This is a genomic window from Streptomyces sp. SM1, assembly GCF_002910825.1.
Taxonomy (GTDB): domain Bacteria; phylum Actinomycetota; class Actinomycetes; order Streptomycetales; family Streptomycetaceae; genus Streptomyces; species Streptomyces okerensis.
On record NZ_NEUB01000113.1, the window covers coordinates 1 to 11,157 of the forward strand.

The window sequence follows — 11,157 nt, forward strand, 5'->3', positions numbered from 1 at the left end:
GTACGGTCTCGGAAGAGGCAAGCCGCATGCCCGTCGCACCCGGACCCGCGATCCTGGCCGCGTTCGAGGCGGCGAAGGGATTCATGCCCGTGGACGAGGGCCTCGCCCTGTACGCGGCGGCGGCCGGGGCCGGCCGGCTGGGCCTGCCGCTGCTGGAGGTCGGCACCTACTGCGGCCGCTCCACGATCCTGCTCGCCGACGCGGCCCGCGCGGCCGGTGTCAGCGTCCTCACCGTGGACCACCACCGCGGCAGTGAGGAGCAGCAGCCCGGCTGGGACTACCACGACCCGGACACCGTCGACCCCGAACTGGGTCTGATGGACACGCTCCCCACCTTCCGCCGCACCCTGCACCGGGCGGGCCTGGAGGACCACGTGGTCGCCCTGGTCGGCCGTTCCCCGCGGATCGCGGCCCTGTGGGCGTCCCCGCTCGGCCTCGTCTTCGTCGACGGCGGCCACACCGACGCACACGCCACCGCCGACTACGAGGGCTGGGCGCCGCACGTCGCCGAGGGCGGTCTCCTCGTCATCCACGACGTCTTCCCCGACCCGGCCGACGAGTTCACCGGCCAGGCCCCGTACCGCGTCTACCTCCGCGCCCTCGCGTCCGGCGCGTTCACGGAGGTGTCGGCCACCGGTTCCCTGCGCGTACTGCGCCGTACGGGGCCCGGGGTCTGACACCGTTAGGGTGGCTGCGTGTCGTACACAGGTCCCGGTTTCGAACCTCCCCGGCCCCGGCGGTCCCGGCGTGGCCCGCTGACCGTGGCGCTCGCCGCGCTCGTCTCCGGCGGGCTGCTCGGCTGGGCGGTGTACGCGACCGTGGGCGGGCCGGGGGACGACGAGGGCCCGGGGAGCGCGTCGGCTTCGGCGTCCGCCGCTTCCCGTACGCCGTCGTCCTCCGCCGGCAGCACGTCACCGTCCGCCGGTGCCGGGGACGGGAAGCCCAGCGACCCCGCGGCCACCCCGTCGTCCTCGGCCTCCGCCCCCGCCGCGTCCGGACCGCTCAAGGGCAAGGTCGTCGTCATCGACCCGGGGCACAACCCGGGCAACTTCCGGCACGTCACCGAGATCAACCGCCAGGTGGACATCGGGACGAACAGCAAGGCGTGCGACACCACCGGCACCACCACCAACGACGGTTACGCCGAAGCGAAGTTCACCCTCGACGTCGCCCACCGGATGCGCACGCTCCTCCAGCGGCAGGGCGCCACCGTGAAGTTGACGCAGGACGCAGACCGGCCGTTCGGGCCGTGTGTGGACGAGCGGGCCCGGATCGGCAACCAGGCGAAGGCGGACGCCGTCGTCTCGATCCACGCGGACGGCTCCGGCACCGGGAACCGCGGTTTCCATGTGATTCTCCCGGGCGCCGTGAACGCGGGCGCCGCCGACACCCGCGCCATCGTCGGCCCTTCGCGCGACCTCGGCGAGCGCATCGCGGGCAACTTCGTCCGCGCCACCGGCAGCGCGCCCTCCAACTACACGGGCGGCGGCACCGGACTCGTCACGCGTGAGGACCTCGGCGGTCTCAATCTGTCAACGGTTCCCAAGGTGTTCATCGAGTGCGGCAACATGCGCGATAGCAAGGACGCGGCACTGCTGACCAGCGGTGCCTGGCGGCAGAAGGCGGCGCAAGGGATTTCCGACGGAATCGTGAGTTTCCTGCGCGGGCCCGGCTCGGCGCGATGATCCGGGCGGACAGCCCGATCGTGCGGACGATAGTGTCGTCCGCACGATGAGGGGCCACCCCCGCGCTTCGCACGGGAACCTTCGGGCACCCTGGTGACAGCGACGCCTCTTCCGACGACGAGACGACCTACGAAGGACCTGAAGTGAATATCCGCTCCCTCACTCGAGGCGACGGCGTGGTGATCGGAGCAGCGGTATTGCTGTTCATCGCGTCGTTCCTCGACCTCTATTCCGTCGACGGCGCTCCCGACAGCCTCGACATCCCCAGCCTGTGGTCGAGCGGGCCGGTGCTGCTCGGTGTCGTGCTGGCGGGAATCATCGGCGCGGCGCTCGTCGTCGTCTCCCGCGGCCTGCCGCAGCCGCCGAAGGTCGCGGGGCTCGACCTCGGGCAGTTCGGCGTGGCCTTCACGGTGTTCGCCGCGTGGAGCGCACTCGGCAACATCTTCGACGTGGCCGGCGGCGCCGACAACTTCGGCGGCGGGGGTGACGGCCCGGATGCCGGCACCGGTCTGATCCTGGCCCTCATCGCCACGCTCGTCATGGCCGCCGCCGCGGTCGCCACCCCCCTGGTCCCGGCCCTCAAGGGCGCCCTCCTCCCGGCCGCCGGCCCCTCGGCCCCGCAGCCCTACGGCGGTCAGCCGCCCAGCGGTTACGGCTACCCGGGTGCCGGTGGGCAGCAGCCGGCCTCCTTCGGTGGTCAGCCGCAGCCGGGACAGCCCGGTCAGCCGGGGCAGCAGCCGTTCCCGGGCCAGCCGCAGGCCGGACAGCCGCAGCCGGGCGGGCCCGCCGCCCCGGCGCCCGCGGGGGACTTCGCGCCGTTCTGGTTCGCCGTGCCGGTGCCCCGGCCGCTGTTCCCGGAGGAGGGCTCGCCCACGCCGATCGCCGAACTGGCCCCCGGTACCTGGTACCTGGCGGTCGAGCAGCGCGGTCAGTCGCTCGTCGCGCAGACGCAGGACGGCCGTCGCGGCGTCCTGCAGGACACGTCGGGCATCCAGCGCGGCTGATCCTCCCGGCCCTTCTCGTCACGGCCCCTCGCCCTTCCGGGCGGGGGGCCGTTGCCGTCGTGCCCGGCGCCGGCGGGCGCGTGGCCTGTTTAACCTAACCCGACTGTAAATACTAATTTTATTGGTACTACTCTTCGGGCGGGACAGAGCGCCCGCCTACGGGCGCCCCTTGTCAAGAAGGGCATGCCACATGGGAGCAGCACCCAGACCACCCGGAAGCAAGCGGCCGCGGATGATCGCCCGCGGCTGGGTCCAGGCGGCGATACTCGTCACCCTCGGTGGTTTCTTCGTCCTCGGATTCCTGGCGATCCGGACCTACCAGGCCCAGCCCCCCATCCCCGACCGCACCGTCACCGCCGCCGGGGAGGTCGTCTTCACCGGAGACGACGTCCGCGAGGGACAGCGGGTGTTCCTGCGCACCGGCCTGATGCAGTACGGGTCGATCTACGGACACGGCGCCTACCTGGGCCCCGACTTCACCGCCGACTACCTCAACCGCAGCGCCACGATGGTCCGCGAGTCCTACGGCGGCGACGACTCGGCGGACGCCCACGACCGCACGGTCGGCGACTACCGCGTCAACCGCTACGACGACTCCACCGGAACCCTGGTGTGGAGCGACGCGCAGGCCGCCGCCTTCACCGAGCTGACCGGGCACTACGCGGGCCTGCTCGGCAGCCCCGACGGCAAGCAGGGCCTCAGGCCGGACGCGATCACCGACCCCGGCGAGATCCACGACGTCACGGCCTACTTCGCCTGGACGGCGTGGACCGCCGCCGCCGAACGTCCCGGCCACGACTACTCGTACACCAACAACTGGCCGTCCGAGCCGCTGGTCGACAACGAGCCGACCGGCCACACCGTGACCTGGAGCGTGCTGTCGCTGATCTTCCTGCTGGTGGGGACCGGCGCGCTGTTCACCGCCTTCGGACGCTGGAACTTCCTCGGCTGGCACCGCCGTGACCACCGGGAGCTGCGCTTCCACTCGCCCGACCGGGTCCGGCTCACCCCCGCGCAGCGCGCGACGGCCTGGTTCTTCCTCGTCATGGCGGGACTGTTCCTGGCCCAGGTGCTGCTGGGCTCCGCGGCCCAGCACTACCGGGCCGACCTGCAGAGCTTCTTCGGCATCCCGCTCGACCGCTGGCTGCCCTACAACCTGGTCCGCACCTGGCACACCCAGCTGTCGATCTTCTGGGTGGTGACCTCGTTCCTGGCGATCGGCATCTTCATCGCCCCGCTGATCTCCCGCGGCTGGGAGCCCCGCCGGCAGGCCCTGCTGACCCGGATCCTGCTCGGCGCGCTGGTCGTCGTGGTCGTCGGCAGTCTGCTGGGCGAACTGGCGGGCCAGCGCGGCTGGCTCGGTGACCTCTGGGCGCAACTGGGCAACCAGGGCTGGGAGTACCTGGACCTGGGGCGGGTGTGGCAGACCCTGCTGACCCTCGGCATGGTGATCTGGGTCGTGATCCTCTTCCGCGGGCTGCGCCGCCGGCTCCGGGGGGAGAGCGTCGCCAACATGCCGTGGCTGTTCTTCCTGGCCGCGCTCGCCCTGCCCGCGTTCTACGCCGTCGGCCTGCTGGCCACTCCCGACACGCAGTTCACCGCCGCCGACTTCTGGCGCTTCATCGTGGTGCACCTGTGGGTCGAGGACTTCATGGAGCTGTTCACCACCGCGACGGTCGCCTACCTCTTCGTCCTGCTGGGCGTCGTGCGCGAACGGGTGGCGCTGTCCGTCATCTTCCTCGACATCGTGCTGTACGGCGCGGGCGGCGTGATCGGCACCATGCACCACCTGTACTTCTCGGGTGAGCCCGCCGAACACCTGGCGCTCGGCGCGACGTTCTCCGCCCTGGAAGTGGTGCCGCTGCTCTTCCTCACCGTCGAGGCGTGGAGCTTCCTGCAGATCGGCGCCCGCCGCCACAGCGCCTCGGACACACCGTTCCCGCACCGGTGGGCGGTCATGTTCCTGGCCGCGGTCGGCTTCTGGAACTTCCTGGGCGCCGGGGTGTTCGGCTTCCTGGTCAACCTGCCGATCGTGTCCTACTACGAGATGGGCACCGGCCTGACGGCCAATCACGCGCACGCGGCGATGATGGGCGTCTACGGCATGCTCGCGATCGGCTTCGCGGTGTTCGCGCTGCGGTATCTCATCCCCGAGAACAAGTGGTCCGACCGCTGGCCCCGGCTGGCGTTCTGGTCGCTCAACCTGGGCCTGGCGTGGATGTCGTTCGCCACCCTGCTGCCCAGCGGCGCGCTCCAGTTGTACAAGGTGGTCGAGAGCGGCTACGCGGACGCCCGCAGCCTCGGCTATCTGCAGGGCGACACCAACGTGTTCCTGGAGTGGCTGCGGCTGCCCGGAGACGTGGTGTTCATCGTCGGCGGCGTGCTGCCGGTGCTGTGGATGACCTGGCTGGGCGTGCGCCACCGCGTCGGCCGCACCAGGCAGCCCGGGGACGCCGAGGTGAGCCTGCTGTTCACCGAGGTGGGAGCCGGCCCGTCCGGACCGGACGCCGCGGGGGACACGGCGCCGGAGGACGGGAGCGGCGGGAACCCGGAGGACGGCGGCACGGCGGGCCGCGACCTCGCCGGCGCGGACCGCGACCCGGCGGACGGGGACCGCCACCTCGTGGACGGGGACCCGGCCGGTGAGGAGGTGGTGGCCCCGTGAGCGGGGAGACCCTGCTCGCCGCCGGATACGTGACCGTGCTCCTGCTGGTGGTGATCGGCCTCGACGTCTACGGCCGGCAGAGCACCGGCGCCTGGGAGTCCCGGATCTTCACCGGCTACCACCGGGCGGTCGAGCAGGCCCCGGTACGGGCCGACCCCGACGCGTGGCCGCACTCGGAGGTGCACCGCTTCCACCGGGCCGTCTCGCTGTTCGTCTCCGTGGTGGCGCTCGTGCTCACCGGCGCGGAGGCGGTCCGCCACCACGCGCCGGCGGAGGTCGCGCTGCTCGTCGCGGTGGCCGTGCCGCACGGTGTGCTGCTCGCCCTGCTCGGCCGCAGGCTGCGGGCCGCCAGGGTCGCACCGCCCGGGTGAGACGGGCCGCCGTCCCCACCGTGGTGGTGAGAAACAGACATTCCTGTTTCTAACCGCCACGGTTGTATCATCCTGGCATGACCCCACGAGGCCCGCTCACCGACCCCGGCTCCCGGGCTCCGGCCCAGCGGGGAAAGCGTGCGTCCGTCCTGCGACTGCTGCGCGAGGCGGACGCACCGCTGAGCGCCGCCGACATCGCCGAGCGCGTCGGCGTCCACCTCAACACGGCCCGCTTCCACCTGGACGCGCTCGTCGCCGACGGCCAGGCGGTCCGCGCCACCGCGCCGCGCGAGGAACCGGGGCGGCCGAAGGTGGTCTACTCGGCCGTAGCCACCGAAGGGCCGGACGGCTCCCGCAGTTTCCGGCTGCTCTCCGACATCCTGCTCGGCGTCGTCTCCTCCGCGGTGGACGATCCGGTGGCCGCCGCCACCCGGGCCGGGCACGCCTGGGGCGCGTACCTGACCGATGCTCCCGCCCCCACCGAGCGGATCGGCGCGCAGGAGGCGGAGCGCCGGCTGGTGGCGACCCTGGAGGCCGTGGGCTTCGCGCCGGAGGCGGAGACGGAAGCAGGGACGGGAGCGGACCCGGGTGCGGACTCGGACCCGGGTGCGGACTCGGACCCCGGCACGGGCTCGAGGGCGGACGAGGATCCGCGGGGAAGCGCCGGGCGGCGGCTCCGCCTGCACCACTGCCCGTTCCGTGAGGTGGCGATGCGTCGCCCGGACATCGTCTGCGCCATCCATCTGGGCCTGATGCGGGGCACGGTGGAGACGCTGCGGGCCCCGCTCACCGCGGAGAGCCTGGAGCCCTTCGTCACCCCGCACGTGTGCGTGGCGACCCTGCGCCGCACGGACGCCGCCTGAGACCCGGCGCGGATCAGCGGCCGGCGGACTCCTCGACCGGCTCCACCGGGGCGGGCGGCCGGACCGGCCCGACCGGCTCCGGTACGCCCCCGATCTCCTTCCCGATGCGTGCGATCAGCCCGTCGAGCACCTGCTCCGCCTGCTCCGGGTCGAAGTCCTCGCCCAGCCGTTTGCGGACGCCGTCGTCGCTGAGGAGATGGTGCACGGCCGGCGTCACGCCCTGCCGCGCGAGGCAGCTGCGGGCGCACTGCAGCACGCATCCGTCGACGGCGATGACCGGCCGGTCGCCGCGGGCCTTGCGGACCAGGCTCGGCACGTCCCCGCCGACGCCCGCGATGCACGACATCTCGGCGACGCCGCGCCGGTCGAGCTGGACCGCGATCCAGTTGGTCATCTGGGCCGCGCTCGAACAGCCCGAGCAGGAGTAGACGAGCGGCAGATCACGGCGGCGGTTCACAGGGGACCTCACTCACGACGGCGGGGATGGCGCGGTGCGCTCCGCGCCAGCCTAGGAACGGTGCCCCGGCGGCACTTGGGTCCGTCGGGACACCGTTCAGGGCCGTTCGGCCCGTTCGGCCCGTTCGGCCCGGTCAGCGCACCCGGAGGACGCCGTGCGCGCCGCGTTCCGCGTCGCTCATGATGTGCGTGACGAACGGGTAGTTACCGGCCTCGGGAAGGGTCAGCTCGACGAATCCGCCCGACGCGGGGGCGAGATCGAGGACCTGCGCGCCGCCGCGTTCCGCACCGCCCGGGCGCAGGTCGTACGCGCCCTCGCGGAACACCGTGTCGAACTGCCCGCCCACGACGTGGAAGGCGCCGGCCACGTTCGGTCCGGCCGTCAGCACCCAGATCCGTACGCGCTCGCCGGTCCTCGCCGTCAGCGGGGCGTGGTCGTACTGGTTGGCGTACCCGTTGAAGGCGACCATGTCGGGTTCCTTGGCGTTCACCTTGGCCGGGTCGGCGGTGCCGTTCTGTTCGCCGAGGTAGAACTCCGACTGGACCAGCAGGTACTCGTGGTCCACCCGGGGCAGGTCGGGCGGGTCGATGACGACGGCGCCGAACATGCCGTTGGCGATGTGCAGGGACATCGGCATGGTCGAGCAGTGGTACATCCACACCCCGCTGCGGGTGGCCTGGAAGCGGTACGTCAGTGACTCGCCGGGCTGGATGGTGCGCATCGGCCTGTCCGGGGCCAGCGCCCCGGCGTGGAAGTCGACGGAGTGGCCGATGGTCCCGTCGTTGACGAGGGTGATCTCGAAGGTGTCCCCGACGCGTCCGCGCAGGACGGGCCCGGGGGCCGTTCCGCCGAAGGTCCACAGCGTCTGCCGTACACCGGGGGCGACTTCGGCCTCCGACTCCTGCACGGTGAGGGTCCGCTTGTGCACCCGGGGGCCGGATCCCTCGGTGACGTGCGGGAGTCGGGCGTCGCGGGCGGTGAAGCCGTCGGCCGGTTCGGCCATCGGGTCGAAGGCGTCCGCGGCGGATTCGCCCGTGCCCTCGGACGCCGTCCCGCCGTGGTCGTGCGCGCTCTCCCGCTCCCCGCTCCGCTCGTTCCCCGCGGACTCACCGCTTCCCGCCGACGCGGCGCCGCCGGTGTCACCGGTGGCCGTCACTCCGAAGACCATGCCCATCTGCCGGTGTCCGACCACCGAGCACCAGCCGTCGAGGTCCCGGCCGATGACGCCCGCGTCCAGTGTGGCCCGCTTGCCGGGGGCGATCCGGTCGGTGCGGGCGCCGGTCTCCAGCACCAGGTCGTGGGTGTCGGTACCGGTGTTGTGCAGCTCGATCACCAGGCGGTCACCCGCGGGCACCTCGACGGTGTCCGGGGAGAAGCGCATGTTCCGTACCCTCACCTCGACCGTGGTCGTGCGGCCGGTCGGCGTCACCTCCCCGCCGTCCGCGCTCGTCGCGGCGGACCGTTCCAGGATCGGCAGCGAGCGGACGTCCGCCGCGCCGCCGCCCGCGACGGCCAGCATCACCACGGCGAGGCCGAGGGCCACGCCCCCGAGCACGCGGTACGCGGGCGCGGGCACCTCCGGGGACACCGGTCCGGGCGTCTCCTTCCGCCGGTTCCGTATGCCCCGCACGACGGTGAGCAGCAGCAGGACGAGGAAGTACAGCAGCATCACCAGCAGCAGCACCGAGCAGACCACCCGGACCAGGGACGGCACCGGGAGGACGCAGAGCAGCAGCGCGGTGTTGGTGATGGTGAGCCGGGCGGGCCAGGCCCGTTCGAGTCCGGCGGTGGCGGCGCGTACCGCCATCGGGCCGCCGCCCAGGACCACGGGGACGAGGAAGCTGAGGGCGCCGAGCAGCACCTGGGCGATCCACCCGGCGGCGAGCGGCGCGGTCAGCATCGGCGTGTGCTCCCCCACCGTGATCCAGGACGTCGTGGAGAGGAGGATGCCGGCCAGGACCAGCAGGGACCCGGCGAGCCAGAGACTGCCCGCGGCCACCGACCAGGCGGCGAAGGACCGCGGAGCCTTGGCCCGGGCCTCGCGCACCCATGGGACACCGGCGATCACCAGTCCGGCGGCGTAGACCACGACACCCGGGGCGGCCAGCGGCGGCGGTCCGAACAGCGCGGCGGCGACGGCCGCGCCGAGTCCGGCGAGCAGCACGGGCAGGGCCCGGCGCCCGGCCCGTTCCGCGCCGTCCGCCACCCGGGTGCGCAGCATCGTCGGCCACAGGGTGATCAGGGTTCCGGCCACGGTGAGGCCGACCCAGCCGAGCAGGTTGATCATCTCGTGTGCGAGCAGCAGCCGTTCCGGAAGATCCCCGCCGAGGTCGCCGCGGGCCATGACGACACCCAGCGCGGCGCCCACGGGCAGCAGGGCGGCGGCGGCTGTGTAGTAGCGCACGGTCATGGAGAACCGGCCCGGCAGGGCCCTCCGCAGCAGGCGTACCAGCCACCCGGCGTGGGCGGTGACGGCTCCCGCGACCAGGCTCGCGCCGACGAGCACGACGGGCCACCGCCCGGTGTACATGCCGCCGATCACGGCGACGGCTCCGGCGTTCAGGGTGACCAGCCGCAGTGCCGCGGGGGCACCGCGGTTCGCCTCCGGCAGCCGGAGCACGGACGCGGCGAAGTGCCCGGACCAGATGACGACGGCGTTGGTGACCGCCCCCAGCAGCAGGGTGTGCACCAGCAGCCAGGAGGCGTGCGGCAGGAAGTGGTGGGCGCTGCCGACCACGGCGAACAGCGCGAGCCAGGCCACCACGATGGCGTTCACGCCGAGATGCCACAGTGCGCGTGGTGAGCGTCCGGGCGGCTTCGGGGCCGGGCCGTTCGCCGTGGGAGAGGACAGCTGCGTGGTCACCGGTCGTTCCTCGGGTCGGCGGAGACAGGGGCGGGGGCGGGTGGAGCGGCGACGGAGGAGAGGGCGGCGGCTGCCGCCGCGCGCCGGGTGGCGGTCACCGACGCGGTCGCGGCCGTCAGGACGAACACCAGGACCGCGGCGATGTTGAGCGCCCCGCCGAGCTGCCACGCCCCGCGGATCTCCCGGAGGTCGCCGACCACCACGCGCAGGGCCAGGGAGGTGTGCAGCAGCCAGGCCGCCACCGCGAGCCCGGGGTGGTACGGCAGGGGGCGGCGCAGGACGGCGGGCAGGATCACCGGGGCGTGCGCCATGATCATCGACATCACGAAGCCGAGGAACACGGCGTGCACCACGGCGTCGTAGCGGCTCCCCTCGGCGACCGGGCCGCCCAGCAGCCACAGCGCGCCGGCCAGGCCCAGCCACGCGTACCCGGCGAGCAGGCACGCGGCGGAGAAGCGGGGCAGCCCCGTGGAACGCAGCAGCCGGCGGGCGACGTCGTGCACGACGAGCCAGGCGACCAGCGCGAGCAGCGCCGCGCCGAGCAGGAGCGTGCCCGTGGCCGGCCACATCAGGGTGGTGACGACGCCGGTGAGGACGGCGCCGACGCAGGCCAGGAAGGCGGGTTCCGCGCGAGGTGCGAGGAGGGCCACCCGGGCGAGTTCCAGCCGCTCGCCCGCGATGGTGAGGACGAGGAAGGCGACCAGCCAGGGAAGCAGGCGCGGCACGTCGAGGCCGCCCAGCCACAGCAGTGCCGCGCCGAGTGCCGACACGGCGCCCGCCGCCTGGGCGAGCAGGGCGGGGCCCGGCTGCCGCTGCCAGAACCGTACGTACAGCGCGGTCAGTACGGCCGCCCCGGCGACCAGCAGCGATCTCGGGAGGGCCAGGTCCACGGGGGTGAGCAGCAGCAGTCCCCCGGCGCCGAGCGAGGCGGGCGCGAGGTAGGGCCAGCGCCCGCCCAGCGCGACGGCGCGCTCCAGCGCCACCAGGGTGCCGGCGAACCCCAGCACCAGCAGCACGCCGTGCACCTGCGGCAGGCGGTCACTCGTGACCGGGGCGGGGAGTCCGAGCAGGACGAGGGCGGCATCGAGCCCGGCGAGCAGACAGACACCGGCGGCCAGCAACAGCGGCGCCCGGCGAGCACCCGCGCGGCGGGCGGCGGAGGTGGCGGAGGTCACGGGGTCTCCTCGGGCTCGGAACCACCGCGCCGCGGAGCAGGGCCGCCGCCAGGTCGACCGCCGCCTCGGAGTAG

The 11,157-nt window shown here is 73.3% G+C and carries 9 protein-coding genes; 6 read left to right on the forward strand and 3 right to left on the reverse strand.

The features are described 5' to 3' along the window. The first annotated feature begins 26 nt into the window (after positions 1–26). The 6 genes from B9S61_RS02410 to B9S61_RS02435 all read left to right on the forward strand — a co-directional run bounded on the left by B9S61_RS02410 (position 27) and on the right by B9S61_RS02435 (position 6,588). Entirely contained in the window at positions 27–677 is a 651-nt protein-coding gene (locus B9S61_RS02410) for a class I SAM-dependent methyltransferase (protein ID WP_103540704.1), read from the forward strand. Between the two features lie 18 nt (positions 678–695). After that, positions 696–1,685 (forward strand): N-acetylmuramoyl-L-alanine amidase, encoded by a 990-nt coding sequence (locus B9S61_RS02415; protein ID WP_103540699.1) that lies wholly within the window; start codon positions 696–698, stop codon positions 1,683–1,685. Between the two features lie 143 nt (positions 1,686–1,828). Beyond that, positions 1,829–2,689 (forward strand): DUF5336 domain-containing protein, encoded by an 861-nt coding sequence (locus B9S61_RS02420; RefSeq protein WP_103540700.1) that lies wholly within the window; start codon positions 1,829–1,831, stop codon positions 2,687–2,689. A gap of 190 nt (positions 2,690–2,879) precedes the next feature. Next, positions 2,880–5,354, forward strand: a complete 2,475-nt coding sequence (locus B9S61_RS02425) for a nitric-oxide reductase large subunit (RefSeq protein ID WP_103540701.1) — start codon at positions 2,880–2,882, stop codon at positions 5,352–5,354. Next, complete coding sequence (locus tag B9S61_RS02430) at positions 5,351–5,725, forward strand: hypothetical protein (RefSeq protein ID WP_103540702.1); 375 nt, start codon at positions 5,351–5,353, stop codon at positions 5,723–5,725. Before B9S61_RS02425 ends, B9S61_RS02430 begins: the two co-directional genes overlap by 4 nt. A 77-nt stretch (positions 5,726–5,802) precedes the next feature. Beyond that, positions 5,803–6,588, forward strand: a complete 786-nt coding sequence (locus tag B9S61_RS02435) for a metalloregulator ArsR/SmtB family transcription factor (protein WP_103540703.1) — start codon at positions 5,803–5,805, stop codon at positions 6,586–6,588. Positions 6,589–6,601: 13 nt separating this feature from the next. Here B9S61_RS02435 and B9S61_RS02440 read toward each other — a convergent pair whose 3' ends face one another. The 3 genes from B9S61_RS02440 to B9S61_RS02450 all read right to left on the reverse strand — a co-directional run bounded on the left by B9S61_RS02440 (position 6,602) and on the right by B9S61_RS02450 (position 11,083). Next, a complete protein-coding gene (locus B9S61_RS02440) occupies positions 6,602–7,045 on the reverse strand; it encodes a putative zinc-binding protein (protein ID WP_308457746.1) in 444 nt (147 codons plus the stop codon). Between the two features lie 133 nt (positions 7,046–7,178). Continuing rightward, on the reverse strand, positions 7,179–9,908 hold the full coding sequence (locus B9S61_RS02445; protein ID WP_219819880.1) for a multicopper oxidase domain-containing protein: 2,730 nt from the start codon (positions 9,906–9,908) through the stop codon (positions 7,179–7,181). Then, complete coding sequence (locus B9S61_RS02450) at positions 9,905–11,083, reverse strand: hypothetical protein (protein WP_219819881.1); 1,179 nt, start codon at positions 11,081–11,083, stop codon at positions 9,905–9,907. Before B9S61_RS02450 ends, B9S61_RS02445 begins: the two co-directional genes overlap by 4 nt. Between the last annotated feature and the right edge of the window lie 74 nt (positions 11,084–11,157).